The following is a 26,031-nucleotide window of genomic DNA, read 5'->3' as shown; positions in this document are numbered from 1 at the left end:
CGAGAACGGCTGACCGGGGCCTTCCCCGGGGTGCGTGCGGGCTAGCCGGTCACCCGGGCGGGCTCGCGCAGCGGCCAGTACGGGTCGATGGACGCGTCGGTCTCGCCCTTGCGGCGCAGGAACGCCTGGAAGTCCTCGGCCCACTCGCGGTACCAGGTGATCTGCCGCTGGTGCAGCGCGGCCGGGTCGAGGGCGGCGACAGCGGCGTGCCGCCCGGCTATCGCGACCGCGACCCGGACCGCGGCGAGGGCGTCGGCGGCGGCCTGGTGGGCGCTGGTCAGCTCCACCCCGTACTCGGCGCAGACGGCCTCCAGGGTGCGCTTGCCGCGCCGGTAGCGGTCGACGGCGCGGTCGATGGTGTACGGGTCGACGACCGGCCCGGTGGCCGGGCCGTCCGGGCCCTCGCCCATCCGCTCGGCGAGTGACGGGAGTCCGTGCCGGCGCAGCTCGGCGGCGAGCAGGGTGAGGTCGAAGGAGGCGTTGTACGCCACGACCGGGACGCCCCGGCGCCAGTAGCCGGTCAGGGTGTCGGCGATCTCGTCGGCGACCTCGCGGACCGGGCGGCCCTCGGCGGCGGCGCGCTCGTTGCTGATGCCGTGGATCGCGGCGGCCTGGGCCGGGATGCGGATGCCGGGGTCGGCGAGCCAGTCGTGCTGGCGCAGCACCCGGCCGTCCTGGACGGCGACGACCGAGGCGGTGACGATACGGGCCTCCAGCGGGTCCGTACCGGTCGTCTCCAGGTCGAAGCCGGCCAGCTCTTCCCCGTACCAAGCCATCGGGTCCTCCTTACGTGATCTCCCCCGTGGTGATGCACACCCTCGCACGCGGCACTGACAACGGGTGGCGACGGGTGGGGCCGGGCGTCAGGAGACGGGGCGTGAGTCGAGCCAGACGGACTCGAACTCCTCTCGATATGTGGCGAAAAGTCCGGTTTCGCCGCTGGGGTCGGCGCCCTGCCCCGCGCGCAGCACGTTCCGTCCGCCGCCGCGCAGCACCAGGACCGGCGCCTCCATGCCCCGGGCCCTGCGCAGATACGACTGCACCACGGCGACCCCGTCAGGGCCGTCGCCGTCGACCAGATAGGCGGTGAAGCGGGGGGTCTCGTCGAAGACGTGGATCTGGAAGGCGCCCGGGTCGCGCAGCTGGGCCCGGACCCGCCGCATGTGCAGGATGTTCATCTCGACCGAGCGGCTGAGCTCGCCCTTCTTCAGGCCCAGCTCGCGCTCCCGGCGCTTGACCGCGCTGCTCGCCGGGTTCAGGAACAGCAGCCGGGTGCGGCAGCCCGACTCGGCGAGCCGGACCATCCGGCGCCCGGAGAAGTTCTGCACCAGCAGATTCAGGCCTATGCCCGTGGCGTCGAGCCGCCGGGCGCCGCCGAACAGGTCCTCGGCCGGCAGCTGCCGCTGCAGCCGGACCCGGTCGGGGTGCACGGACACCACATCGGCGTAGCGGTCACCGACCAGGTCCTCGACGGCGTCCACCGGCAGCCGGTCCGCCGAGGGCACCCCCGCCCCGCTCCCGAGGATCTCCAGGAGCCGGGCGGAGGCCCGTTCGGACTGGGCGAGCACCGTCAGGGACAGCGCCCGGTTGCGGGAGACGACGTTGCGCGCCACCTCCAGCTCGTCCAGGGCGAGTTCGACCTCGCGCCGGTCGTCGAAGTACGGCTCGAAGCACGGCCAGTGCTGCACCAGCAGCTCCCGCAGCTGCGGGAGGGTCAGAAAGCTCAGCACGTTGTCGTCGGCCGGGTCGAGCAGATAGCCCTTGCGGCGCGAGACCTCGCGGACGGCGACGGCCCGCTGCACCCACTCCTGCCCGGCGGGCCCGGCCGCGGCCACCACCCACTCCTCGCCGTGCACCGGCTCGTACACCGGGGTCAGCACGGCCGCGACGACCGCCCGCAGCCGCTGCTCGACGAGATTCAGCCAGATGTAGGCGCGGCCGGCCCGCTGGGCCCGGGTGCGCACCTCGCTCCACGCCTCCGGGCCCCACTCCAGCTCGGCGCCGATCTCCACCGGGCGGGCCACCGACACCGCGCCGGGCGGCGCCGCACCGGGGTCGGCCGGGCCGCCGTCGTGACCCGCCTCGCCTGGGGGCAGCTCCAGACCTCCCGAGCTCACCCGCGCACCGCCTTCTGCTCCCGGACACCCGATCCGGCCGGTTGGAAGACCCCATCCGGCGACGGACGCCAACGATCAAGGAAGGGTACTCCGGGAGCGGGAGGCGACGCAGCAGGATCGCCCGGACGGTTGCTCAACTCCCCAGATTCGGCGCGCCGTTCTGGTTGGCGAGATCGGCCGGAGTGAGCGGATTCATAGCGGTTACGTCCCGGGGCGCGAGCTGGAAGCCCTGCCAGTGGACCGGCATCGGCTGCTGGTCCTCGTCCCGGGCGATGTGGTGGAACCCGATGTTGACCCACACGGCGGGATTGGTCAGAGTCTCCCCATTGACCCATTTGTCCACGCTGTTGGGCGCGCCCTGTCCGCAGTCCAGGATGTTGTTGCTGGCGAACTGCTCGCAGGCGCGGGCCTGGGTGAAGTAGATGTCGTGCTGGGTGTACGGGCGGCCGGCGTAGGTGTTGGTGTGTCCCGGCACGAACTCGTACGAACGGGCGTGCCCGTCCTTGTTCTTGCCGGTCGCGCTCACCACCCGCCACCAGCGCATGTTCTTGGCGTCCCCGGCGAGTTCCTTGGTGACCGGGGTGCGGGTGGTCTTCACGGTCGGGCTGCCGTCCCGGCCGGGCGGGGTGACCTTGGAGTCGTACTGTTCGATGCGGCCCTTGTCGCTGCCGTCGAGCCCGAAGTCCAGCTTCCAGAAGACGTTGTGGGCGTGGCTGGTGGCGTAGTCGCGGGCGCCCTTGCCGATCGGCCAGCCGCGGCCGTCGGAGCCGTTGTAGTCGACCGGCGAAAGGCTGCCGGTGGCACCGACGTTGGCGCCGATCATGCCGTCGGAGGAGAACCGCCACTCGGTGATGTACTCGTACCAGCCGACCTTGTTGACCGAGTAGACGAGCAGGTCCTTGCCCTGCGCCTGCCAGACCTTGCCGCCCTCGTCGGCGGCCATCCGGTAGGCGTGGCCGCGGGCCCTGGTGGTGGTGCACAGGCCGTTGACCTTGCCGACCTCGGGGACCTTCACCGAGGTGATGGTGCCGCCGGGACACTCGCCGGGCTTGAGGTTCTGCAGGCCCCAGCCGAACCCGGCGCCGGTGAGGTCGTCGTACTCGGCGTTGCCGTCGTCGTAGGGGACGTGGATCTGCGCCAGCTTGGCGCTGTTGAGGACCCGGATCGGGGCGGCCTCGCCGGGCGGCTGGTAGCTGACCTTGTCGAGGATCAGCCCCGAGTCGGTCGAGTAGCGCCAGCACATGCGCCAGACGGTGCCGCCGTCGAGCTTCTGCTCGATGCGGTACGCGGCCGAGCAGTCGGGTGCGGCGGGCGCGGCCGGGGCGGCGGGCGCGGCGCCCGCCGGGGTGGCGGCGGTGGTGACGGCGGCGGTGCCGAGCAGGGCACCGGCGGCGAGGACGGCGCCGGTCGTGCGGGCATGCCGGAGTCGCGTTGCGGACATACGGACGTACTCCCTCGGTACGGACGTGCGTGACGTGCGATGCGATGCGGTACGGGCCGGGCGGGTGGCCCGGCCGGGGCGGGCGGTCAGCCGACCCGGGTGACGGTCCTGGCGGACAGGTCGACGATCAGGCCGCGGGTGTCGATCCAGGGGCCGTTGAGGACCTTGGTGACGAGCCGGACGCAGCGGTGCTCGCCGCACTTGGCGAGCGCCGCGGGCACGCGCTGCTCGCGGTAGGTGCGGTAGAGGTCGCCGTTGAACCAGAGCTGCTCGGGCCCGGTCAGGTCCCGTCCGGTGGCGTCCTTGTAGTCGGCCTTGACGTCCTTGCCGAGCGGATCGGCCAGGATCAGCTTCAGGGCGGCCTTCAGCTCCTCGGGGTGGGCCGAGGGCTGCACGCCGCGCTGCGCGCCGGACTGCTCGACCTTGCCGGTGTCGAGGTTGACGGTGCGGGTGAGCAGTTCGTCGCGGCGGTAGTCGTAGAAGCGGACGACCGCGCGGCGCGGGCCGCCGGTCTCCTCCCCCGGGCGCGGGTCGGCCAGCTCGGTGCCCAGGTGCTGCGGGCCCCGGCCGCCTTCGGCGTCGCGCTGGGCGTCCCGCTGGGCCGCGGCGGCCGGCGGGGTGAACGCCAGCGTCTCGGCCCGGCGCAGTTCGTCGTCGGTGAGCGGGTCGGTCCCGATGCCCTTGGCCCCCTCGGGCGGCGCCGAGGCGAGGGCGGCCGGTCCCGGCGCCTGCCCTTCGGCGCCCGGTCCGCCCTGGCCACCGGTGGCGGCGGTCCCGGTGCCGGCCGAGCCCGCGCCGGAGGCGGCGGTGCGCGGGGCCTCGTCGGCCCCCGCGCTCCCGGGCAGGGTGACGGCGACGGCGACCGCGGTCCCGGTCACGGCCATGGCCGCGCCGGCCACCACCTTGCCCAGGTGGCGGCGCACTATTTCGTACACACTTCCCCCCATTTGCACATGTTTTCTGGTCGATCCCCCGTTTTCCCCCGCTTAGGGGGTGGTCACCCGGTAGGACGGGCCGAAGTCCTAGGAGGTTGCGCCGGTTTCGGGCAGGATCTGGCCGAGTTGGGGCCGTTCGTTTTGGGCCAGGCCGGAGCCCGGTATGACTCAAGAGGCATGGCCCATGACCCTTGACCCCGGATCAGAAGTGGAAGAGTTCGCCTATGCAGGTCTGGCCGGGACAGGCGTACCCCCTGGGCGCCACCTACGACGGCGCCGGTACCAATTTCGCGGTGTACTCCGAGGCCGCGCACCGCATCGAGCTGTGTCTGCTCGACGACGACGGCACGGAGACGTCGGTGGAGCTGCGCGAGACGGACGCGTTCGTGCGGCACGCCTATCTGCCGGGGGTGATGCCCGGCCGCCGGTACGGCTTCCGGGTGCACGGTCCCTACGCGCCGGAGCACGGGCAGCGCTGCAACCCGGCGAAGCTGCTGCTCGACCCGTACGCGCGGGCCATCTCGGGCGAGGTCCGGTGGGGCGAGGCGGTGTACGGCTATCCGTTCGGGAAGCCGGACGCCCGCAACGATCTGGACTCCGCCGGGCACACGATGACCTCGGTGGTGGTGAACCCGTACTTCGACTGGGGCGACGACCGCCGTCCGCGCACCGAGTACCACCACACGGTGATCTACGAGGCCCATGTGAAGGGCCTGACCATGCTCCACCCGGACCTGCCGGAGGAGCTGCGCGGCACCTACGCGGGCCTGGCGCACCCGTCGGTCATCGGCCATCTGAAGGAACTGGGCGTCACGGCACTTGAGTTGATGCCGGTGCACCAGTTCGTCAACGACCACCGGCTGGCGGACGCGGGCCTGTCCAACTACTGGGGCTACAACACCATCGGCTTCTTCGCCCCGCACAACGCCTACGCGTCCTGGGGCGACCGCGGCCAGCAGGTCCTGGAGTTCAAGTCGGCGGTACGGGCGCTGCACCAGGCCGGGATCGAGGTGATCCTGGACGTGGTCTACAACCACACGGCGGAGGGCAACCACCTGGGCCCGACGCTGTCGTTCCGGGGCCTGGACAACCCGTCGTACTACCGGCTCGCGGGCGATCCGCGCTACTACACGGACACCACGGGCACCGGGAACTCGCTGCTCATGCGGTCCCCGCACGTCCTTCAGATGATCATGGACAGTCTGCGGTACTGGGTGACCGAGATGCACGTGGACGGCTTCCGGTTCGATCTGGCGGCCACCCTGGCCCGGCAGTTCCACGAGGTGGACCGGCTGTCCTCGTTCTTCGACCTGGTGCAGCAGGACCCGGTGGTCAGCCAGGTGAAGCTGATCGCCGAGCCCTGGGACCTCGGCGAGGGCGGCTACCAGGTGGGCAACTTCCCGCCGCAGTGGGCCGAGTGGAACGGCAAGTACCGCGACTGCGTGCGCGATCTGTGGCGCGGCGAGCCGCGCACGCTCGCCGAGTTCGCCTCCCGGCTGACCGGCTCGTCCGACCTCTACCAGGACGACGGCCGCCGCCCGCTCGCCTCGGTCAACTTCGTGACCTGCCACGACGGTTTCACGCTGCGCGACCTCGTCTCGTACAACGAGAAGCACAACGAGGCCAACGGCGAGGGCAACCGGGACGGCGAGAGCCACAACCGGTCCTGGAACTGCGGGACCGAGGGCGACACCGAGGACATCGGCATCCGGGAGCTGAGGGCACGTCAGACCCGCAACTTCCTGGCCACCCTGATGCTCTCGCAGGGCGTGCCGATGCTCAGCCACGGCGACGAGTTCGGCCGCACCCAGGGCGGCAACAACAACGCCTATTGCCAGGACAGCGAGGTGTCCTGGGTGCGCTGGCCGAAGCCGGGCGGCGAACCGGAGGCCACGCTCCTGGAGTTCACCCGGGCGATGGTCCGGCTGCGCCGGGACCACCCGGTGTTCCGGCGCCGCCGGTTCTTCCACGGCCGTCCGGTCGAGGGCACCCACGACGAGCTGACCGACATCGCCTGGTTCACGCCCGAGGGCGAGGAGATGACGGCCCGGGACTGGCAGGCGGCCAACGCGCAGGCGCTGACCGTGTTCCTGAACGGCAACGCGATCTCCGAGCCGGGCACCCAGGGCGAGCGGATCTCCGACGACTCCTTCCTGCTGATGTTCAACGCCTCTTCGCAGGAGCTGGAGTTCGAGGTGCCGGACCGGCACGGCGAGTGCTGGAAGATCGTCGTCGACACCTCCCACCCGGAGGGGATGCCCCCGGCGGACGGGCCCCGGGTCGACGCGGGCGAGCGGGTGGTCCTCGCCCCGCTCACCCTCACGGTGCTGCGACGGCCCGCCTGACGCCGTCGGACCCGGCCGGGGCGGTCGGCGCCGAGGGCTGCCGGGCCGCCCAGGACAGCACCGCGCACGCCACCGCCGCCCCGGCCGCCACCGCGAAGGCCGCCGGGGCGCCGTGGCTCTCGGCGAGCCGCCCCGACACGGCGAGCGCGAGGGCCTGCCCGGCGACGATGCCACTGGTGAGGAAGGCCATGCACTCGGCGAGCCGGCCGGGCGGCGCGGACCGCTCGGTGAGGCCGAACACCGTGATGAGGTGCGGCGCGTAGGCGACGCCGAGGACCACGACGGCCGCGTACAGCCAGCCGAGCGAGGAGACCAGGACCAGCGGCACGGACAGCACCACCAGGGCGGCCGTGGCCAGCCGCCAGCGCAGGGTGAGGCCGATCCCGGCGGGCACCGCCGCCATCGCGAACCCGGCGAGGGCACTGGTCACGCCCATCGCCGCGTAGACCAGACCGGCCTGGTCGGGCACCCCCAGGCGGCCGGTGAGCTCGGTGATCCCGGCCTGGGCGGCGCCGAACATGGCGCCCTGGAGGACCATCGCACCGCGCAGCGCGTACGTGCCCGAGGGCAGCCGGGGCCGTTCGGCGGCACTCGTACGGGTGGCCGCGGGCGGCGGTGTCACCGCCGAGGCGCTGGGGTGCAGCGCGAACGCGGAGCCGCAGACCGCCATCAGCGCGGCGGCCGTCAGCAGCGCCGCCGCCGGGTGGGCGACGGTGGCGGCGACGCCCACCAGGGCGGGGCCGAGCACGAAGGAGATCTCGTCGAGGGTGCCCTCGACGGAGAGCACGGTGGCCACCGCCCGCTCGTCGGCCCCGGCCCGGCGCACCAGCGTCACCGAGCGGGACCGGGCCAGCGGGCCGATCTGCGGCACGGTCGCCCCGGCGAGGACGCCGAGCGCCATCAGCGCGGCGGTGGCGGTGCCCGCGAGCGCCGCGAGCACCAGGGCGGTGACGGCGGCGGCGTTGCCGAGCGCGGCGGCGAGCACCACCGGCCGCTGGCCGCGCCGGTCAGCGAGCCGCCCGACCAGCGGCCCGGCGACCGTCTGCCCGGCGGCGAGCGCCCCGCCGACCAGCCCCGCGGTGGCGAGCGAGCCGCTGGTCTCGGCGACCAGCAGCAGACTGCCGAGCTGGCACATGGCGGTGGGCAGCCGGGCGAGGAAGGAGACCACCGGCAGGACCGGGCCGGTCAGGGACAGCGTGTCGCGATACATCCGGAGCATCACGCGAACGTAACGCGATGCACACGAACGGATGCATGGGGCGATGACACAGAAGCCTCCGTGCCGGGTACGTACGTTCGCATGACGTCCTTCACGGAACGCCCGCTGCCCACCGCGACCTACCGGCTCCAGCTCCAGCCGGAGTTCCCGTTCGCCGCCGCCGGGCGGGCCGTGCCCGACCTCGCCGCGCTCGGCGTGTCCCATCTGCATCTGTCGCCGGTCCTGGAGGCGGTGCCCGGTTCCACCCACGGCTACGACGTGACCGATCCGACCCGGGTCCGGGCCGAACTCGGCGGTGAGGACGGCCTGCGGGAGCTCGCGGCCACCGCCCGGGCGCACGGCCTCGGCCTGGTGCTCGATCTGGTGCCCAACCACATGGCGGCCTCGCCCCGGCACAGTCCGGCGCTGCGCGCGGTGCTCCGGGACGGGCCGGATTCGCCGTACGCGCGCTGGTTCGACATCGACTGGGCGGCGGGCGACGGGCGGATGCTGCTGCCGGTGCTGCCCGCCCGGCTGCCGGAGGTCAGGGACCGGCTGCGGGTGGCCGACGGGGCGCTTCGCCTGGACGGCCTCGACCTGCCGCTGCGCCCGGGCACCGAGGGGCTGCCGCTCGATACGCTCCTGGACGCCCAGCACTACCGGCTCGCCTGGTGGCGACTGGCCCGTACCGACCTCAACTACCGCCGGTTCTTCACCATTTCCGATCTCATCGGGGTGCGGGTGGAGGACCCGGAGGTGTTCGCCGCCACCCACGCCAAGGTCGTCGAGCTGGTCGCGGACGGGGTGGTGGCGGGGCTGCGGATCGACCATCCGGACGGGCTCGCCGACCCGGAGGGCTATCTGGAACGGCTGGAGGCGGCGACCGGCGGGCGGTGCTGGACGGTGGTGGAGAAGATCCTCACCGGTCCCGAACAGCTGCCCGCCTCCTGGCCGGTGGCCGGCACCACCGGCTACGACGCGCTGCGGCGGATCGACGGCCTGTTCACCGACCCGGTCGGCGCCGACGAACTCGCCGACGTGTACCGGGAGTTCGTGGGCCGGGCCGGGGACCGGGGCGGCTACTGGGAGGCGACCGCCCGGCGCGCCGCGTACAAGGTGGTCAGCCATGAACTGGCCGCCGAGACCGCCGCGCTGACCCGGAGCGCCGAGCGGATCTGCGCGGCCGACGTCCGGCTGCGGGACCACGCGCCCTGGGCGCTGCACACCGCGATCCGGGAACTCCTGGTGCGGGTCCCGGTGTACCGGACCTACCGGACCGGCGGCGAGGAGGTGCTCACCCCGGAGGCGGCACGCGGCGCGAAGGCCGCGTTCGCGGTGCCGGAGGAGGCGACGGCCGTGGACGTGGTCCGCGACCTGGCGCTCGGCCGCTTCGGCGACGGGCCCGAACACCGTTCGTTCCGGGCCCGGTTCGCGCAGACCTCGTCGGCGCTGCGGGCCAAGTCCGTGGAGGACACCGCCTTCTACCGCTACACCCCGCTGCTCTCGGCGAACGAGGTGGGCGGCGAGCCGGGCCGCCCGGCGGTCGCGCCCGACGAGTTCCACGCGTACTGCACCCGACTGGCCCGGGACTGGCCGGGCAGCGGGACGGTGCTCACCACCCATGACACCAAGCGCAGCGCGGACGTACGGGCCGGGATCGCGGTCCTCGCGCAGTGCCCGCGCCGCTGGGCGGAGCTTCTCGAGGAGGTCGCCGGGGTGCCCGCGCCCGATCCGCACCTGGCGTGGACGGCCTGGCAGACCGCGTTCGGCTTCGGCAGCCCGGACCCGGACCGGCTCGGCCCGGCCGTGCTCAAGTCCGTACGGGAGGCGGGCCTGCACACCAGCTGGACCGAGCCGGATCCGGCGTACGAGCGGGCGGTCACCGAGTTCGTGGCGGCGGGCCCGGGCCGGATCCCGCTGCGCGGCGCGTCGGCGGCGGCTTTCGCCCTCGAACCGCACATCGCGGCGCACCGGCTCGGCGCGACCCTGGTGCAGCTGACCATGCCGGGGGTGCCGGAGCTGTACCAGGGCACCGAGCGGGAGTACCGGGCCCTGGTGGACCCGGACAACCGGGCGCCGTACGCGCCGGGTCCTGACGACGAGCAGACCGTCCTGGTGCGGGCGGCGCTGCGGCTGCGCCGGGAGCGGCCCGAACTCTTCGGCCCGCGGGGCCACTACACGCCGCTGACGGCGGTGGGCCAGGCGGCCCCGCACTGCGTGGCGTTCACCCGGGGCGGCCGGGTGCTGACGGCGGTGACCCGGCTGTCGCTGCGGCTCGCGGAGGCGGGCGGCTGGCAGGACACCGAGCTGGCGCTCCCGGACGGCCGTTGGCGTGATGTCCTGGACGGGGTACGGGAGTTCACCGGCGGCCCGGACACCCCGGTGAAGGCGGCGGAGCTGTTCGACGCGCGCCCGGTGGCCCTGCTGGTGCGGGCCACCGGGCGGCGGGAGGAATGAGCGGGGCGAGGAAAGCGGCCGGACTAAGGACGATTGGTTTCGTAGCAGGAAGTCCGTCCATGGCCTCGCCCCGGAGAGGACCGTAACACTCAGGCCGGGATCAGGTCGCGCAGATTTTCCGGGGTGATCGCGCGCGAGCCGGGCGCGAGGCCCTCGGGCCGCGCCATGCCGAGGTACGTCACCGGTGCCGCGGGCAGCGCCGAGGCGCCGTCCCACCAGGTGACGCGCGTCCCGGCGGCGGCGAGCAGCCCGGTGACGTGCCGGACGGTGAGCGGGGTCCGTTCGACGATGCCGCCGACGAGCCGGGCGAGGGTGCCGCGGTTGTCCTCGACCCGGTTGCCGGACGGCTCGCCCTTCAGATACAGGTGGATCCAGCGGGCGGTCCAGCGGCCGTCGGCCTCGCGCTGGAAGGCGAGCGGCAGCGCGATCCGGCCGGTGCCGCGCAGATCGGACTTCATCCGCACGGTGCGCGGCTCGAACGGCAGCCCGCGCTGGTCGGCTCCGCGCAGCATGAAGCCGAAGAAGGACTCGGCGACCCGGTCGAAGCCCTCCCCCGCGTAGATGTGCACCTGCGGCACGACGAAGTCGCCGCGCACCGCGCCGAGCCGCAGCTCGATGAACTCCGACGCGCCGTCCTTGGCGTCGGTGATGTCGCCGGAGTGGACGCCCTCGACGGAGGTGAGCGCGGTGTACGACAGCCAGTCGACGGTCTCGTAGTCGGCGTCCAGGAGCAGCCCGCTGAGGTCGTAGTCGGTGGAGCGCTCGGTCTGCTTCCAATACATGAAGAAACGCAGGAACTCGCCGTCGGCCGGGGAGCGGGACCCGCGCGGCAGGGTGCCGAAGCCGCCCGCGACGGCGCGGCCGCTGAGCGGCAGCGCCACGTCGAGCAGCGCGGGGTCGACGAGGAGGTGTTCCGGCGCGTCGAGCCGCCGCCCGGTCTCGGCGTCCAGCAGGGCGACGAGGCGGGCGTGGGCGTCGGGCGGCAGCGGCGGCCGGGTGTCCTCGGCGACCCAGGCCCCGCCGTAGCGGTTCACGAACACCCGGTCCTTGCCGGGGGTTCCGGCGCCCCGGCCCACGGCCCCGGGCGCCTCCCCGGTCCCGGTGCCGGTCCTGGTCCCCACGGCGCGGTTCAGCAGGTGCTCGCGCACCGCGAGCAGCACCCGGCCCGCCACCTGGGGCGCGGTGCGCTCGGCGGCGGCGAGCACGGTCTCGCGCGCGGTGTCGTCGGCGGCGGCGAGGCGCAGCAGCCGGTCCAGGGCGCGGAACAGCAGCCCGGGCGCGGTGGCGGCCAGGAACTCGGCGGCGCCCGCCACCTCGCCCCGGGCGAGCAGGGCCTCCGAGCGGGCGGCGAGCGACGGGGCCCGGAGCTCGCCGCGCGCGACGGCGAACACCTGGGCGGCGTGCGGGCTGCCGGGGTGCTCGTGCGGGTGCAGCCGCTCGCCGAGCCGCTTCCATGCCTCCCGGTGCCGGGCGACGTCGGTGAGCTTGGCCGGGTCGGCGGCGACGACCGCGTCGAGGGCGGCGAGCAGGGCGCGCCGGTGCGGCCGGGAGGGCGAGCGGAAGCGGGTGGGTTCGAGCAGGGTCACGTCGCCGCCGGAGAGCGCGCAGGCGAGCCGGAGCACATCGGTGACGGTGTCGACGAACAGGCCCTGTCCGGCGCGCAGCCGGGCCCGGTTGACCAGGGCGCGGTGCTCGCGGACCGGGATCTCCTCGGGCTGCGGGCCCTCGGCGCAGAGCTCGGCGAGCACGGCGAGGTCGGCCCGGTGGGCGTCGCCGAGCGGGGTGACGGCGCCCGCGAGGGCCAGGTAGAGGGCGGTGGTCTCGGCCTCGACCGGGCCGCCGGGGTGCAGCACGGTGACCCGGTCGCCGGCCGCCGTGACCAGCTCGTCGTGGGCGGCGGCCATGTCGTCGTAGCCGTGCCGGTAGCGGCCGTAGTCGGGCAGGGTGAGCAGGTCGACGCGACCGGCGGCGAGCTGGGCGAGGGTCCGTTCGCGGGTCTCCTCGTCGGCGGAGAGCGCCTGGGCGACACACGCGGTCCAGAAGTCCTGGGTGTCGGGCACGGCGGCCGGGAAGTCCTTGAAGTACACGTTGTGGCGGACGTGGTCGCCGACCAGTTCGCGGACCGTGCCGAGGATCCCGGCGGCGGTGGTGGCGACGGCGTCCGGCGCGCGGCCGGACAGCGCGGCGAGCAGTCCGGCGGACAGCTTGAAGCCGACGGACATCAGGGCCACGTCCAACTGGCGCGCGACGGCGCCCCCTTGGCCTTCGGGGCCGATGGGCGCGGTGACCCGGAGGGTGTGCCGGAGGACGAGACGTTCGCGTACCTGATCGGTGGACTTCATACCGGGATGCTGTCATCCGCCGGTCCGGTGCCGCACACCGATTTCCGCCGCCCGCCGCCTTCGGCCCCGCCTTCAAGTCTTGACGGGGACACGCCATAGGAGTTCACTCCGTCCCGTCAAGGTCTGGACCTATCGAGCGAATCGAGACCCCCCATGACCGCTTCCCCGCGCACCCGTGTGCTGCGCCTCGCGGCCCTCGCCACCGCCGCCCTGACCCTCACCCTCGGCGGCGCGCCGACCGGATCGGCCGCCGAACCCGCCCCCGCGTCCGTGTCCGCGTCCGCGTCCACCTCTTCATCAGCCGCCGCGACCTTCGCCGACGAGTTCGACGGACCCGCCGGAGCCGCCGTCGACCCCGGCAAGTGGCAGACCGAGACCGGCGACAACGTCAACAACCACGAGCGACAGTGGTACACGCCGGGCGCCGCCAACGCCGCCCTGGACGGCCGGGGCAACCTGGTCATCACCGCCCGCCGCGAGAACCCCGGCAACTACCAGTGCTGGTACGGCCGTTGCGAGTACACCTCGGCACGGCTCAACACCTCGGGCAGGTTCACCACCACGTACGGGCACGTCGAGGCGCGGATGAAGGTGCCGCGCGGGCAGGGCATGTGGCCCGCGTTCTGGATGCTCGGCCAGGACATCGGCCAGGTCGGCTGGCCGAACAGCGGGGAGATCGACGTCATGGAGAACGTCGGCTTCGAGCCGTCCACCGTGCACGGCACCCTGCACGGCCCCGGCTACTCCGGCGGCGGGGGCATCGGCGCCGCCTACAGCCTGTCCGGCGGCCGGGCGTTCGCCGACGACTTCCACACCTTCGCGGTGGACTGGGCACCCGGCTCGATCACCTGGACCGTCGACGGACAGGTCTACCAGCGCCGCACCCCGGCCGATCTCGGCGGCCGCCAGTGGGTCTTCGACAAGCCGTTCTTCCTGATCCTCAACCTCGCGGTGGGCGGCGACTGGCCGGGCAACCCGGACGGCTCCACCGCCTTCCCCAACCAGCTCGTGGTCGACTACGTCCGCGTCTCCACCGGCGACAGCAACCCCGGCGGCCGCACCGGCACCTTCGTCGGCCTGGCCGGGAAGTGCCTCGACGTCGCCGGGTCGCAGACCGCGAACGGCACCCAGGTGCAGCTCTACACCTGCAACGGCACCGCAGCCCAGCGCTGGACCCTGCCCGGCGACGGCACGGTCCGGGCCCTCGGCAAGTGCCTGGACGTCAACGCCGCCTCCACCGAACCCGGCGCCAAGGTCCAGCTGTGGGAGTGCAACGGCACCGGCGCCCAGCGCTTCGACCACAACGCCACCACCAGGGACCTGGTCAACATCCCGGCGGACAAGTGCGTGGACGTGAAGGAACAGAACCCGGCCGACGCCACCCCGGTGCAGACCTGGTGGTGCAGCGGCAACCCCAACCAGAAGTGGACCTTCACCGGCTGAGCGCCCCCACCACCGGCACCACCAGCACCACCAGCCCTGGTCAGCACCACACGCACCACCCGCACCACCGGCGCCGCCCGGACCAGCACCGCCTGGGCGGCCGCTCACCCGCCCGGGCGCACCAGCAGACTGCGCGGCGCCCGGGTGATCACGCCCGCCCGCTCCGGCCGGAAGCCGTCCGCGAGCCGCAGCCGGGGCATCGCCCGGAACAGCGCGCGCAGCGCGAACTCCGCCTCAAGGCCCGCGAGGGCGACCGCGGGGCAGGCCCCGGAGCCGTACACCAGCTGCCCGGGGTCGTCGCGCAGGAAGTCGTAGCGGTCCGGGTCGCGGAACCGCTCCGGGTCACGCCCGGCGGCGCCGATGAGCAGCGCGACCGAGGCACCGGACGGCAGCACGCCGCCGCTCACCGGGATCTCGCCCCGGGTGCGCCGCATCACGATCTGCACCGGCGGCTCGCGGCGCAGCGACTCCGTCCAGGCCCTGGCCACCAGGGACGCGGGCGCGTCGCGCAGCGCCGCCACCCGGTCGGGGTCGGTCAGCACATCGGCGAGGAAGCTCGCCAGGGCCTTCTCGCGGACCGCGATCTGGCCGGTGCACTGCCCGGCGAGCGCGGACGCGGCCCGGCCGCGCACCAGCCGCATCATGTCCCGGTAGGGCACGCCGACGGCCGCCGCGACGGTGCCCGCGGGCAGCCAGTGGCAGAAGTCGGCGACCAGGTCGGCCTGCGGCCGGTCGGCGATCCGGCGGGCGAGCACGAACGCGGTGCGCTCGGCGACCGCCCGCAGCTCGGCCTCGTCGACATCGGTGTGGGTCTCGGCGCACGGCGGGTCGCCGGGCCGGTGCCCGTGGGTGAACCGGGCGTCGGTCAGGGCGCCCGCCACGTCCGCGTACCGGCTGAGCACCCAGGCCCGCAGCAGCGGGTCGTGGGTCAGCGGGAAGTCCTCGCGGAGCACCCGGTAGGTGCGGTACGGGTCGCGGCTCGCACCCGGTTCCAGCGGGCTCGGCGCCACCCGCCGGGCGGGTCCGCCGAACGCCCCGGCGGGCGCGGCGGGCGCCGTCGGGGGTCCGGCGGGCGCCATCGTGGGCAGTTTCGCCCAGTGGTCCCGCCATGGGGTCCGGTGGTCCCGTCCTGGGGTCCGGCCGCCGTGTCCGTGGTTCGGCTCGTCGCTCATCTGGCCCCCTCGTCGGTCAGCGGCGCGCGTCACCCCAGCCCATCACCGAGGCACCCCCACCGCAGCAGGTGTACCGCCGTACGGGTGATTTCAGCAGCCGCTTTCGCGCCGTTCGCGCGGGCCTGTACCGAAGTTTTGCCGCGCGAGGCCGGGCTTTGCCGCGCTTTGCCGGGTCATGCCGGGCATTGCCCGTACGTTGGCCCGCCGGGGCCGCGCGGCCCGCCCGGCCAGAGGCCCCCGGGGCCCCACCCGACACTCCCGACGCAACCGCCCCGCCCGCATCGCCCACCCCGCCGGTCCGGCCGGGTCCGGCCGCCCCCGCCCGCTCAGTTCAGCGACAGCCGGAACGCCATCTGGCCGAAACTCACCGCGTCCCCGGCCCGCACCACCACCGCGCCCGTCACCCGGCGCCCGTTGACCACCGTGCCGTTGGTCGAGCCGAGGTCCCGCAGCACCCACAGCCCGCCCTGCTGCTGCGACAGCTCCGCGTGCAGCCGGGACACCGTCTCGTGGCTGAGCCGCAGCCCGTTCACCGGGTCGCGGCCGATCCGCAGCGGGTACGGGCCCGGCTGCGGGAGCAGCAGCTTCGGCAGCCGCTCGGTGCGCCAGGCCCGGCCGATCCGGGCGGTGAACGCGGACATCCGCTCCACCGCGCCGACCACCCGCCGGGTCCACGGCGACTCGGTCGTCAGATCGGCGGTGAGCACGGCGAGTTCGTCGGAGCGGCGGGCGACGAGCACCCGCTCCATCCGGAACACGAAGGTGTCGTGCGAGAGCCGACCCTGCGCCGCGCCCTCGCGCAGCACCGCGAGCGCGCGCTCCCGCTCGGCATCGGTCAGCCGAGGGGCGTCCGGCGGTCCGGCCGGCAGCTCGAAGGGGGTCGTCACATCCGTGATTGTCGGCCGGGAGGCCCCGGGGTGTCCAGAAGGGCCGTCGCCCCGGGACAGGAGCGTGACAGCGGCGGCCGACAGTCGCCGGGGACGGACCGCGGCAAACCCCGGTGCGGCCGCCCGAACACGCTTGCTACGGTCCTCCGGCACACACACCACCTGGGGGAACACCTCTATGACCGAACTGCCCGCGCTCGTCGTCCGGCCGCTCTCCGGACCGCGGGAACTGGACCTCTTCGACCGGCTCGACTACGTCCTCGACGACGAACTCGCCAACGACCTCGCCACCGGCCGCCGGCTGCCCGAGTGGCTGTGGGTGGCACTGCGCGGCGACCGGGTCGTCGGCCGGATCGGCTGGTGGACCGGCCGCCCCGGCAGCGCCCCGCAGGCGCTCGACTTCTTCGACCTGGACCCGGCGCTGCCCGCCGACGAGGCCGCCGAGATCGGCCTGCGGCTCTTCGAGACGGCCGCCGCCGAGGTGCTCCCGGCGGGCACCCCCCGCCCCGAGTACCACCGCTTCATGCCCGCGGACTGGCACGAGGTGCCGGAGACCCGGGCCCTGCACGAGACGCTGTTCGGCGTCCTCGCGGCCACCGGCGCCCGCCCCCTGGTGGAACGGCTGCGCCTGGAGTGGCTGCCCGGCACCCCGGTGCCGGAGCCGACCGGACGGCTCGTGTTCCGGCCGGTCGCCGACCGCGAGGACCTGCTCGCCCTGATGACCCCGGTCATGGAAGGCACCCTCGACGCCCACGGCCGGGCCGACCTGGCCGGCGGGCTCTCCCCGCGCGAGGCCGCCGAACTGCACTACGACGAGGAGCTGGCGCACTACCGCACGCCCCGGGACTGGTGGCGGATCGCCGAGCTGCCCGGCACCGGCGAACCCGTCGGCTTCGTGGTGCCCGCGCGCAACAACTACCACCCGATCATCGCGTACATCGGCGTGCTGCCCGCCCACCGCGGCCGGGGCTTCGTCGACGAGATCCTCGGCGAGGGCATGCGGGTGCTCGCCGCCCAGGACGTGCCGCGCATGCGGGCCGCCACCGACCTGGACAACGTGCCGATGGCGAAATCCTTCGCGCGGGCCGGTTGGACGACCTTCCAGCGGGCGATCAACTTCGTGTGGGACGCGCCGGGCACCGCGGGCGGCTGACTGCCAGGATGGTCCCGTAGGAACGACCGGGTAGGACCAGGTACGACGGGGTACGTCGTCGACGAGGGGACCGTCGCGTGCTGTTCGAGGTGTGGGCGCCCCGCGCCCGTGACCGGGTGACGCTGGAGCTGACCGGCGAGCGGCACCCGCTGGCGCGGGACGCCGAGCGCCCCGGCTGGTGGACCGCCGTCGTCCCGGCCGCCGACGGCGACCGCTACGGCTTCGCCCTCGACGACGGGCCGCCGCTGCCCGACCCGCGCGCCCGCCGCCTGCCGGACGGACCCGACGGGCTCGCGGCGGTCGTCGACCACGACACGTACACCTGGCGGCACCCCACCCCGCGGCTCCGGCTGCGCGGCGGGGTGGTGTACGAGCTGCACATCGGCACCTTCACCGCCGAGGGCACCCTCGACGCCGCCGCCGACCGGCTCGGCGAGCTCGCGGGCCTCGGCGTCACCCATGTGGAGCTGATGCCGCTGTGCCCGTTCCCCGGCGTGCACGGCTGGGGGTACGACGGGGTGGCGCCGTGGGCGGTGCACGAGCCGTACGGCGGACCCGCCGCGCTCAAACGGTTCGTGGACACCGCGCACGGCCTCGGCCTCGGCATGGTCCTCGACGTGGTGCACAACCACCTGGGCCCGGACGGCAACCATCTGCCGTCGTTCGGGCCCTACTTCACCGAGAGCCACCACACGCCGTGGGGCGCCGCGGTGAACCTGGACGCGCCCGGCTCGGACGAGGTCAGGGCGTACTTCCTGGGCAGCGCCCTCGCCTGGCTGCGCGACTACCGGATCGACGGGCTGCGGCTCGACGCGGTGCACGCGCTCGCCGACACCCGGGCGCTCACCTTCCTGGAGGAGCTGTCGGCGGCGGTCGACGAGCTCTCCCGCGAGCAGGGCCGCCGGCACTTCCTGATCGCCGAGTCCGACCTCGCCGACCCGCGCACCACCGCCCCGCGCGCGGCCGGCGGACTCGGCGTCCACGCCCAGTGGAACGACGACTTCCACCACGCCCTGCACACCGCGCTCACCGGTGAGTCCCAGGGCTACTACGCCGACTTCGCGCGCGCCCCGCTCGCCGCCGTCGCCAAGACCCTCACCCGGGTGTTCTTCCACGACGGCACCTACTCGGCGTTCCGGGGCCGCCACCACGGCCGTCCCGTCGACCGCGAACGCACCCCCGCCCACCGCTTCCTCGGCTACGCCCAGACCCACGACCAGATCGGCAACCGGGCCACCGGCGACCGCCTGTCGGCGAGTTGCCCGCCGGGACTGCTGGCCTGCGCGGCGGCCCTGGTGCTCACCGGCCCCTCGGTGCCGATGCTGTTCATGGGCGAGGAGTGGGGCGCGACCACGCCCTGGATGTACTTCACCGACCACACCGACCCCGAGCTCGCCGAGGCCGTACGACAGGGCAGACGGCGGGAGTTCGCGGCGCACGGCTGGGCCGCGGAGGACGTGCCGGACCCGCAGTCCCCGGCCACCCGGGACCGCTCGGTCCTGGACCGCGCCGAACGCGACCGCGACCCGCACAAGCGGCTGCTCGCCTGGCACCGCGAACTCATCGCGCTGCGCCGCACCCTGCCCGACCTCACCGACCCGGACCTCGCGGCCGTGAAGGTGGCGTACGACGAGGAGGCCCGCTGGCTCGCCTTCCGGCGCGGCGACATCCGGGTCGCGGTCAACCTGTCCCCCGAGCCGGTCAGCATCCCGCTCGGCTCCAACGGCCGCGACCGGGTGCTCGCCGCCTGGTCGCGGACGGACCCGCCGGGCCGGGACGGCGTCCTGAAGCTGCCGCCGGAGTCGGCGGTGGTCCTGACCGACGGCTGACGTGGTCGTGGCGGGCAGCCGACCGGGACCGGGCGGACGGCTGACCAGGTCCTGCCGGTAGCCTGCGGACGTCGCCCCGGCGGTCCGTCCTCGGGGAGGTCCGCCCCCTCGTCCGCCGTCTTCCCGCAGGAGAGTCATGCCCGGTGTGCTCACGTACGGCGCCGTCGGCGCGACCCGCCCCGCCGAGGAGACATGGCCGCCGTCCGGGCTCCCGGACGGGCTGCGCGCCCACACCCGTACCGTCCCGATCGGCCACGGCGACGCCGACTGGCGGGCCGCCGCCGACGCGGTGCTGCGCTGGGGCGTGAAGACGCGCAGCGGCTTCGCCGTCGCCGGGCGGGACGGCGCGGGCGAGGTCGTCACCGAGGGCGCCGAGTACCGGATCACCGCGGGCCTCGGCCCGCTCGCCGTCCACGAACCGGTCCGGGTGGTCGCCGTGGTGGACACCCCGGACCGCCGCGGCTTCGCCTACGGCACCCTGCCCGGCCACCCGGTCTCGGGCGAGGAGGCGTTCGTCGTCCACCGCGCACCGGACGGCACGGTCTCGCTGACCCTGCGCTCGCTGACCGCCCCGGCCCCGGACGGCCCGTGGCGGACGCTGTTCCCGGCCCTGCTGGTCGCCCAGCGGTTCTTCCGGCGGCGCTATCTGCGGGCGCTGCGCTCCCGCTGAGCCCGGCTCACTCGACGATCGCCATCTCGTGCGGGGTGTTGTTGAAGCGGCGGCCGGTGCCGTCCTCGGTGAGGGTGACGATGTCCTCGATGCGGACGCCGAAGCGGCCCGGGAGATAGACGCCCGGCTCGATGGAGAAGCACATGCCGGGGACGATCGGACGGGTCTCGCCCTCGATCATGTACGGCGGTTCATGGGTGGTGACGCCGATGCCGTGGCCGGTGCGGTGGATGAAGTACTCGCCGTAGCCGCCGTCCGTGATGACCCGGCGGGCCGCGCGGTCCACGTCCTGGCACGCGGCCCCGGCCCGTACCGCCTCGAAACCGGTCTGCTGGGCCTCCCGGACCAGGTCGTGCACCCGGCGCTCCTCGGCGGTCGGCTCGCCGACGTGCACGGTACGGGTGGTGTCGGAGCCGTAGCCGTGCTTGAGGCCGCCGAAGTCGAGGACGACCATGTCGCCCCGCTCGATGGTCCGGTCGCCCGCCTCGTGGTGCGGGTTGGCGCCGTTGGGGCCCGAGCCGACCACCGTGAAGTCGACCTGGGAGTGGCCGAAGCCGAGCAGCAGCGCGGCCAGGTCGGCGGCCACCTCGGTCTCCTTGCGGCCCGCGAAGCGGACCTTCAGGATCTCCCCGTACGCCTGGTCGGCGGCGGCCCCCGCGGCCTCGATCCTGGCCAGTTCATGGGCGTCCTTCACGGCCCGCAGCATCGGCAGCGCCTCGGTGAGCGAGACGTACGAGGTGCCGGGCAGGGTCCGCTGGAGGCCGAGCAGGTGCATCGCCCAGGCGTTGTCGCTGACCGCGAAGCGGCCGGAGACGTCGAGCAGCGGCGCGGTCACCGCGTACGGGTCCTTGCCGTCGGTCCAGTCGCGCAGCGTCAGGGCGGCGGCGCCCGGGGCCCGGGCCGCGTCGGGGGCCTCCAGGGTGGGCACCACGAGCACCGGGTCCTGGCCGGGGGCGACGACGAGGACGGTGAGCCGCTCGGTGATCGCGGTCGGCTGGTAGCCGGTGAGATGGACCAGGTCGGGGCCCGGTGCGACGAGCACCCCGGCGAGGCCCGCCGCGGCGGCGGAGTCGGCGGCGCGGGCCATCCGGGCCCGGTAGTCGTCGGCGGTGAAGGGCGCGGGGGCCCCGACGCCGGACCCGGCGGTCCCGGTGCCGCTCGCGGTGGTGGTCTCGCTGCTCTCGGGCATGGGTGAGCTCCTCCTCGGCTCCGCGACTCCTCGACGTACAGCATCCTGCCGGGCCGGGCCGCACCCCGCGAGCCCGAGGGGTGGCCGATGAGGTGTCCCGCCGCTCAGTCCTGGCCGGGGTCGCTCACGATGAGCCGCTCCAGGAGAGCCTGGAACTCGTCGCCGACGACGATCCGCAGCTGCCCGTCGTCCTCGCCGTGCTCGCTCAGCTGGGTCAGCGTGCCGCCCCGCCACCAGAACACGTACGGGCTGATGGCGCCCGGGGTGTCCTCGTACCCGGAGGCGGCGAAGGAGGCCATCGCGCCGAGCGCGGGCACGATCGTGGTGTCCCGGATCGGGTGGAAGGCGAGCTGGTGCCGGAACGGCATCGCGACCAGCGCGCCCTCCGCGCCGAGCGGGCGCCCGGTGACCCGGCGGACCACGGCGTCCAGGTCCAGGACCCGGCTCGCGGTGTAGAAGGAGTCGCCGACGATGACCTCGAAGCGCATCCCGTCGGCGTCCTTGACGGTCTCGTGGCCCTCGACGGGCAGACCGCGCAGGTTGTCGATGGCGTGCTCGCGCAGCCGGACCGGGTCGCCGAGGCGTTCCAGGGCCTCGTCGGTCAGCGTCATCACGCTCTCCGGCAGGTCGAGCGCGAGGACCTCGTAGAGCCCGGGCGCGACCGTGCGGGCATAGCCGAAGATGCCCGGGTCGATGCCCTCGCCGCTGACCACCCGGGGGTAGAGCTGGGCCCTGATCTGGTCCGGCGGCAGGGTGTCGAGCGCGGAAGGACCGTCCAGGGTGCGGACCACGAGCCGGACGTGCCGGTCGATGAGCCGGGGCCAGATGCGGATGCCGCGCGGGTCCTGGTGGCAGACGGCGGCGAGATTGCTGAGGCCGAAGTTGCGCCCGGCGTCGTCGGTGACGTAGTCGGCGTACGCGGTGACCTCCAGGCCCAGTTCGGCGAACGCCTCACGGACCAGTCTGCGGAACAGCGCCGCCTCGCGCTCGGAGAAGTACGTGAACTCCAGGTCCCGGGGCGCGTCCTCCGCGTCCCGCCTGGGTCCTCGCCGGAACCACCCCACGCCGCCCCGCCTTTCGTCGCCTCGATCGTCCGCTGGTCTTCTGGTCCGCTGGTCCGCTGGTCCGCTGGTCCGCTGTCCGTCCTCTGGGGCAGTCTGCCCCGTCCGGTGGCCAGATTAGTCAGCCCGCGCCGGTGGGCCCGAGGCCCGGGGGGCCAGCCGGGCGGCCAACTCGGCCGCCGGACCCGGCGGTTCGGCCCCGCCGCCGTGCAGCAGCTCGACCCGGTGCACCAGCCGTGGCAGCGCGAGCGGTACGGCCGCGGCGCCCGGCACACCCGCGGCGGCGGACCCGGGCAGCAGCGCCAGGCCGTGACCGGCGGCGGCCAGCGCGCCGAGCACCCGGGCGTCGGTGCCCTCGTAGCGCAGGGCGGTACGGAAGCCCTGCCCGGCCGGGCCGCCGTGCGCGGCCCGCAGCCGGTCGAGCGGGCAGCCCGCCCCGGGGGCGTCGAGCCAGCGGGCGTCGACCAGGTCGGCGAGCGCGAGCCCGGACCGCCCGGCCAGTGGATGGCCGACCGGCACCACGACCACCAGGGGTTCCTCGGAGACCCGGCGGGCGGTGAGCGGGGCCACGTCGGGCAGCCGGAGCGGGTCGCTCGGCGCCACGATCCCGTCGACGAGCCCGAGGTCCGCGCCCCCGGTGGCGACGGCGACGGGCACCTCGTCGCGGGCCAGCGTGCGCAGGGTGACCCCGGTCGCGGGCAGCGCGGCGAGCACGGCGGCGGGCAGCGCCAGCGGGGCGGCGGCCAGGGTCAGCGTGCCGCGCGGCGGCGCCGCGAACCGGGCGAGGTCGGCCCGGGCCGCGTCGAGCCGCAGCAGCAGCGAGCCCGCGTGTTCGAGCAGCCGCTCCCCGGCCGGGGTGGGCACCACCGGGCGGCGGCCGAGCAGCGCGAGGCCGAGGTCCGCCTCCAGGGCGGCGACGTGCTGGGACACCGCCGACTGTGTGTAGCCGAGCTCGCGGGCCGCCGCCGAGAAGGAGCCGAGCCGCGCCACATGGACGTAGGTGCGCAGCAGATGCGGGTCCAGGCTCACGAGGCCCCGGGCGCCGTGAGCAGGTCCTTGGCGTAGTGGGCGAGGGAGCGGTTGTAGCGCGGCAGCAGCGGGGCGAGCGCGCCGAGGGCGAGCGAGGCGGCCTCCCGGTCGCGGCCGGTGTCGGCGAGCGCGAGGGCGAGGAAGGCGTCGACGGCGGCGGCCAGCGCGGTCTCGTCGGCGTCGAGCCGGTCGGCGGGCAACGCCCGTTCCTCGGTGAGGAGTTCGACGGCGAGGTCGGGGCGGCCGAGGTTGCGCAGGCTGCTGGCGAGCTGGATGACGGCACGACGGCGGCGCAGTCCGGTGAGGCCGCCGGCCAGGGCTCGCCGGTAGAACCGGACGGCCTGCTCGGGGTCGCCGGTGGAGTCGTGGGCGGCGCCGGTCTCGAACAGGGCGGCGGCGTCGTCCTCGGGGCGCTCGGCGGCGAGGGCGGCGATCAGCGCCCGGAACCCGGCCGGGTCGTCCTCGTACGCGTCGGCCTCGGCCCAGGCGGCGGCCACCCGGGTCTCCCAGTCGTGGCTGCTGTTCATGCCCGCAGCCTACCCGGGGAGGTCGAACACGAGATAAGCATGCGTGATGGAGGATGCAGGAATCATCGTTGGACGTGAACATCGGGTGGCGCCCAGCATGGTCCCCATGAACGCCCACACCAACACCACGACCCACATGAACACCACGGCCGACCCGAACACCACGGACCCCGCACCGTCCGCCGCTGCCGCCGTCGCCCCCCTTGCCCCCGTCGCCCGGATCGCGCTGGTCGGCGACCGCTCCCCGCACGTGAAGTCCCATGTCCGCATCCCGCTGCTGCTCGACGCGCTCGCCGAGCGGGACGGCCTGGTCCTCGACGCGTACTGGATCCCCAGCCCGGACGCGGCGGCGCCGGGCGCCGTGCGGGGCTTCGACGCGGTGTGGCTGCTGCCGGGGAGCCCGTACGCGAGCGAGGCGGGGGCGCTGGCCGCGATCCGTACCGCCCGCGAGGACGGGATCCCGTTCCTCGGCACCTGCGCGGGCTTCCAGCACGCGCTCCTGGAGTTCGCCCGGAACGTCTGCGGTCTTGAGCGGGCCGCGCACGCGGAGAACGACCCGGCGGCCGACGCGGCCGACCTGCTGCTCGCGCCGCTGTCGTGCTCCCTGGTGGGTCACGAGGGCACGGTACGGGTCGTGCCCGGCTCGCTGGCCGAGGCGGTGCTCGGGGCGGAGCGCACGACCGAGCGCTACCACTGCGACTACGGCCCGGACGGGCGCCATCTGGACACCCTCACCACGCACGGCCTTCGGTTCACCGGCGCGGACGAGGACGGGCAGGTGCGGATCGCCGAACTCCCCGGCCACCCCTTCTTCCTGGCCACGCTCTTCCAGCCGGAGCTGGCGGGCGACGGCTCCCGGCCGCACCCGATCGTCCGGGCCTTCGCGCGCGCGGCGACCGAGCGGGCGGTCAACAGGCCGGTGGCGCGCTGAAGTCGATCTCGGCGGCGGGCAGCACGCGCACGGACCGGCCGGGGAAGTCCAGGTGCCGGAAGATCTCGTTGTGGTGCGCGAGGGAGGCGTCCGGCGCCGCGTAGGGACCGTCGCCGGGTTCCCGTACCGAGGTGGTGTGGCCGTCGGCGACGAGCACCACGTCGTAGCGGTGGCTGAGCGCCTGACGGGCCGTCGTGTCGACGCAGATCTCGGTGGCGAAGCCGGTGACGAGCAGTTCGGTGACGCCGAGGCCGCGCAGGGTGGCGTCGAGGCCGGTGTCGAGGAAGCTGTCGGCGCTGGTCTTGGCGATCACCGACTCGCCTTCCTCCGGGGCGAGTTCGGGCACGATCCGCCAGTCGTGGCTGCCGGGTTCGAGGCCGCCGCCGTGGTGCTGGACGGTGATCACGGGCACCCCGGCGGCGCGGGCCCTGGCCCGCAGTCCGGCGATGACGGCGACGGTCTCGGCGGAGCGGTGGGCGAGGGCGGCGAGGGCGTTCTGCATGTCGATGACGAGGAGCGCCGGGGCGTGTTCCATGCCCGCAGCGTAACTCCCCTTTTTTCGCCGCCTCTTGGGCGGGTCAGTCCATCCGTACGACGAGCTGGGCGCGGTCCCGGCCGCGCGCCACCAGCCGGGCGTTGGCCTCGTCGGACTCGGCGACCCAGCGTGCGGCGTGGTCCCGGTCCTTGCCGAAGCGGACGTGCCGGGCGACCAGTCGGGGGATCCGGTCGCCGTCGGGCAGGTCCAGGTACCAGACCTCGTCGAGCAGCGGGCGGACGGCGGACCAGGGACCGGCGTCGTGCAGCAGGTAGTTCCCCTCGGTGATCACCAGGGGGATCCCGGGCGGCACCGGGACCGCGCCCGCGATCGGCTCCTCCAGGGCGCGGTCGAAGGCGGGCGCGTAGACGGTGACACCGGGTTCGGGGGCCCGGAGCCGGGCGAGGAGGGCGGCGTACCCGGCGGCGTCGAAGGTGTCGGGGGCACCCTTGCGGGCGGCGCGACCGAGGCGGGTCAGTTCGGCCTGGGCCAGGTGGAAGCCGTCCATCGGGACGAGGACGGCGAGTCCTTCGAGGCGGGCCGCGAGCTGTCCGGCGAGCGTCGACTTCCCGGCGCCCGGCGGTCCCGCGATGCCCAGCACCCGCCGCCGCCCGTCGGCGACGAGCGCCCGCGCCCGGTCGGCGAGCCGGTCCAGGTCCAGTTCCCGCGCTTCCATGCGGGCATTCTCGCACCGGGACCGGGCCGGGACCGGGCCGGGACCGGGCCGACCGACGGGGAGGGTGGCCCGGCCCCGGCGCGGGGGCGGCGCG

The 26,031-nt window shown here is 74.5% G+C and carries 21 protein-coding genes; 7 read left to right on the top strand and 14 right to left on the bottom strand.

The genetic code is table 11. From position 1 onward, the window contains the following. Positions 1-41 precede the first annotated feature (41 nt). The 4 genes from ACIPXM_RS07650 to ACIPXM_RS07635 all read right to left on the bottom strand — a co-directional run bounded on the left by ACIPXM_RS07650 (position 42) and on the right by ACIPXM_RS07635 (position 4,493). Positions 42-776 carry an exonuclease domain-containing protein gene (locus ACIPXM_RS07650; protein ID WP_401653044.1) on the bottom strand — a complete coding sequence of 245 codons (735 nt, stop codon included), beginning with the start codon at positions 774-776 and terminating at the stop codon, positions 42-44. Positions 777-863: 87 nt separating this feature from the next. Next, positions 864-2,117, bottom strand: coding sequence for an SAV2148 family HEPN domain-containing protein (locus ACIPXM_RS07645; protein ID WP_401653042.1), 1,254 nt, complete (start codon positions 2,115-2,117; stop codon positions 864-866). A gap of 133 nt (positions 2,118-2,250) precedes the next feature. Beyond that, positions 2,251-3,558, bottom strand: coding sequence for a copper amine oxidase (locus tag ACIPXM_RS07640; protein WP_401653040.1), 1,308 nt, complete (start codon positions 3,556-3,558; stop codon positions 2,251-2,253). 86 nt (positions 3,559-3,644) lie between these two features. Beyond that, positions 3,645-4,493, bottom strand: a complete 849-nt coding sequence (locus ACIPXM_RS07635) for a Tat pathway signal sequence domain protein (protein WP_401653038.1) — start codon at positions 4,491-4,493, stop codon at positions 3,645-3,647. A gap of 224 nt (positions 4,494-4,717) precedes the next feature. Here ACIPXM_RS07635 and glgX point away from each other — a divergent pair, with 224 nt between their 5' ends. After that, positions 4,718-6,838, top strand: a complete 2,121-nt coding sequence (gene glgX / locus ACIPXM_RS07630; RefSeq protein ID WP_401653036.1) for a glycogen debranching protein GlgX — start codon at positions 4,718-4,720, stop codon at positions 6,836-6,838. Here glgX and ACIPXM_RS07625 read toward each other — a convergent pair. After that, a complete protein-coding gene (locus tag ACIPXM_RS07625; RefSeq protein ID WP_401653672.1) occupies positions 6,813-8,048 on the bottom strand; it encodes an MFS transporter in 1,236 nt (411 codons plus the stop codon). The two genes, glgX and ACIPXM_RS07625, sit on opposite strands and share 26 nt — an antisense overlap. A 90-nt stretch (positions 8,049-8,138) precedes the next feature. On the opposite strand from ACIPXM_RS07625, the gene treY reads away from it, so the two are divergent. Next, positions 8,139-10,493, top strand: a complete 2,355-nt coding sequence (treY, locus tag ACIPXM_RS07620) for a malto-oligosyltrehalose synthase (protein WP_401653034.1) — start codon at positions 8,139-8,141, stop codon at positions 10,491-10,493. A gap of 89 nt (positions 10,494-10,582) precedes the next feature. Here the strand turns inward: treY and ACIPXM_RS07615 are convergent, their stop codons facing one another. After that, entirely contained in the window at positions 10,583-12,835 is a 2,253-nt protein-coding gene (locus ACIPXM_RS07615) for a hypothetical protein (protein WP_401653032.1), read from the bottom strand. Between the two features lie 153 nt (positions 12,836-12,988). Here ACIPXM_RS07615 and ACIPXM_RS07610 point away from each other — a divergent pair, with 153 nt between their 5' ends. Next, complete coding sequence (locus ACIPXM_RS07610; RefSeq protein WP_401653030.1) at positions 12,989-14,278, top strand: ricin-type beta-trefoil lectin domain protein; 1,290 nt, start codon at positions 12,989-12,991, stop codon at positions 14,276-14,278. 104 nt (positions 14,279-14,382) lie between these two features. Here ACIPXM_RS07610 and ACIPXM_RS07605 read toward each other — a convergent pair whose 3' ends face one another. After that, positions 14,383-15,450, bottom strand: a complete 1,068-nt coding sequence (locus tag ACIPXM_RS07605; RefSeq protein WP_401653028.1) for a cytochrome P450 — start codon at positions 15,448-15,450, stop codon at positions 14,383-14,385. Positions 15,451-15,776: 326 nt separating this feature from the next. Continuing rightward, positions 15,777-16,337 carry an FHA domain-containing protein gene (locus tag ACIPXM_RS07600; protein WP_401653026.1) on the bottom strand — a complete coding sequence of 187 codons (561 nt, stop codon included), beginning with the start codon at positions 16,335-16,337 and terminating at the stop codon, positions 15,777-15,779. A gap of 178 nt (positions 16,338-16,515) precedes the next feature. Between ACIPXM_RS07600 and ACIPXM_RS07595 the strand changes: the two genes are divergently transcribed. The 3 genes from ACIPXM_RS07595 to ACIPXM_RS07585 all read left to right on the top strand — a co-directional run bounded on the left by ACIPXM_RS07595 (position 16,516) and on the right by ACIPXM_RS07585 (position 19,989). Continuing rightward, positions 16,516-17,490, top strand: a complete 975-nt coding sequence (locus ACIPXM_RS07595; RefSeq protein ID WP_401653024.1) for a GNAT family N-acetyltransferase — start codon at positions 16,516-16,518, stop codon at positions 17,488-17,490. Positions 17,491-17,567: 77 nt separating this feature from the next. Beyond that, a complete protein-coding gene (gene treZ, locus ACIPXM_RS07590; protein ID WP_401653022.1) occupies positions 17,568-19,319 on the top strand; it encodes a malto-oligosyltrehalose trehalohydrolase in 1,752 nt (583 codons plus the stop codon). Between the two features lie 136 nt (positions 19,320-19,455). Then, positions 19,456-19,989 (top strand): DUF1990 family protein, encoded by a 534-nt coding sequence (locus ACIPXM_RS07585; protein WP_401653020.1) that lies wholly within the window; start codon positions 19,456-19,458, stop codon positions 19,987-19,989. A gap of 7 nt (positions 19,990-19,996) precedes the next feature. Here the strand turns inward: ACIPXM_RS07585 and ACIPXM_RS07580 are convergent, their stop codons facing one another. The 4 genes from ACIPXM_RS07580 to ACIPXM_RS07565 form a co-directional block, all read right to left on the bottom strand. Continuing rightward, positions 19,997-21,076: a M24 family metallopeptidase gene (locus ACIPXM_RS07580; RefSeq protein WP_401653670.1), complete on the bottom strand. Its 1,080-nt coding sequence runs from the start codon at positions 21,074-21,076 to the stop codon at positions 19,997-19,999. A gap of 206 nt (positions 21,077-21,282) precedes the next feature. Further along, a complete protein-coding gene (locus ACIPXM_RS07575; protein WP_401653018.1) occupies positions 21,283-22,242 on the bottom strand; it encodes a hypothetical protein in 960 nt (319 codons plus the stop codon). 114 nt (positions 22,243-22,356) lie between these two features. Continuing rightward, entirely contained in the window at positions 22,357-23,262 is a 906-nt protein-coding gene (locus ACIPXM_RS07570) for a LysR family transcriptional regulator (protein ID WP_401653668.1), read from the bottom strand. A gap of 2 nt (positions 23,263-23,264) precedes the next feature. Next, positions 23,265-23,795, bottom strand: coding sequence for a tetratricopeptide repeat protein (locus ACIPXM_RS07565; protein ID WP_401653016.1), 531 nt, complete (start codon positions 23,793-23,795; stop codon positions 23,265-23,267). Between the two features lie 106 nt (positions 23,796-23,901). On the opposite strand from ACIPXM_RS07565, the gene ACIPXM_RS07560 reads away from it, so the two are divergent. Beyond that, the gene (locus ACIPXM_RS07560) at positions 23,902-24,726 is read left to right on the top strand and encodes a hypothetical protein (RefSeq protein WP_401653014.1); all 825 of its coding nucleotides are present in this window, start codon (positions 23,902-23,904) and stop codon (positions 24,724-24,726) included. On the opposite strand, the gene ACIPXM_RS07555 is transcribed toward ACIPXM_RS07560, so the two are convergent. Both ACIPXM_RS07555 and ACIPXM_RS07550 read right to left on the bottom strand, forming a co-directional pair. Further along, positions 24,704-25,261 carry an isochorismatase family protein gene (locus ACIPXM_RS07555; protein WP_401653012.1) on the bottom strand — a complete coding sequence of 186 codons (558 nt, stop codon included), beginning with the start codon at positions 25,259-25,261 and terminating at the stop codon, positions 24,704-24,706. The two genes, ACIPXM_RS07560 and ACIPXM_RS07555, sit on opposite strands and share 23 nt — an antisense overlap. Before the next feature lie 43 nt (positions 25,262-25,304). After that, on the bottom strand, positions 25,305-25,937 hold the full coding sequence (locus ACIPXM_RS07550; RefSeq protein ID WP_401653010.1) for a nucleoside/nucleotide kinase family protein: 633 nt from the start codon (positions 25,935-25,937) through the stop codon (positions 25,305-25,307). Positions 25,938-26,031 lie beyond the last annotated feature (94 nt).

Origin of the sequence: Streptomyces sp. NPDC090025, assembly GCF_044748125.1 — a bacterium.
In the GTDB taxonomy this organism is placed as follows: domain Bacteria; phylum Actinomycetota; class Actinomycetes; order Streptomycetales; family Streptomycetaceae; genus Streptomyces.
This window is presented reverse-complemented; position numbering and strand designations above follow the sequence as displayed.

Excerpts from the sequence above, each read along its gene's own strand:
- ACIPXM_RS07595 (WP_401653024.1), top strand. The coding sequence starts at position 16,516 with ATGACCGAACTGCCCGCGCTCGTCGTCCGGCCGCTCTCCGGACCGCGG.
- ACIPXM_RS07565 (WP_401653016.1), bottom strand. The coding sequence starts at position 23,795 with ATGAACAGCAGCCACGACTGGGAGACCCGGGTGGCCGCCGCCTGGGCC.
- ACIPXM_RS07605 (WP_401653028.1), bottom strand. The coding sequence starts at position 15,450 with ATGAGCGACGAGCCGAACCACGGACACGGCGGCCGGACCCCAGGACGG.
- treY (WP_401653034.1), top strand. The coding sequence starts at position 8,139 with ATGACGTCCTTCACGGAACGCCCGCTGCCCACCGCGACCTACCGGCTC.
- ACIPXM_RS07615 (WP_401653032.1), bottom strand. The coding sequence starts at position 12,835 with ATGAAGTCCACCGATCAGGTACGCGAACGTCTCGTCCTCCGGCACACC.
- ACIPXM_RS07640 (WP_401653040.1), bottom strand. The coding sequence starts at position 3,558 with ATGTCCGCAACGCGACTCCGGCATGCCCGCACGACCGGCGCCGTCCTC.
- ACIPXM_RS07560 (WP_401653014.1), top strand. The coding sequence starts at position 23,902 with ATGAACGCCCACACCAACACCACGACCCACATGAACACCACGGCCGAC.
- ACIPXM_RS07550 (WP_401653010.1), bottom strand. The coding sequence starts at position 25,937 with ATGGAAGCGCGGGAACTGGACCTGGACCGGCTCGCCGACCGGGCGCGG.
- ACIPXM_RS07580 (WP_401653670.1), bottom strand. The coding sequence starts at position 21,076 with ATGGCCCGCGCCGCCGACTCCGCCGCCGCGGCGGGCCTCGCCGGGGTG.
- ACIPXM_RS07585 (WP_401653020.1), top strand. The coding sequence starts at position 19,456 with ATGCCCGGTGTGCTCACGTACGGCGCCGTCGGCGCGACCCGCCCCGCC.
- ACIPXM_RS07625 (WP_401653672.1), bottom strand. The coding sequence starts at position 8,048 with ATGTATCGCGACACGCTGTCCCTGACCGGCCCGGTCCTGCCGGTGGTC.
- ACIPXM_RS07650 (WP_401653044.1), bottom strand. The coding sequence starts at position 776 with ATGGCTTGGTACGGGGAAGAGCTGGCCGGCTTCGACCTGGAGACGACC.
- ACIPXM_RS07610 (WP_401653030.1), top strand. The coding sequence starts at position 12,989 with ATGACCGCTTCCCCGCGCACCCGTGTGCTGCGCCTCGCGGCCCTCGCC.
- glgX (WP_401653036.1), top strand. The coding sequence starts at position 4,718 with ATGCAGGTCTGGCCGGGACAGGCGTACCCCCTGGGCGCCACCTACGAC.
- ACIPXM_RS07555 (WP_401653012.1), bottom strand. The coding sequence starts at position 25,261 with ATGGAACACGCCCCGGCGCTCCTCGTCATCGACATGCAGAACGCCCTC.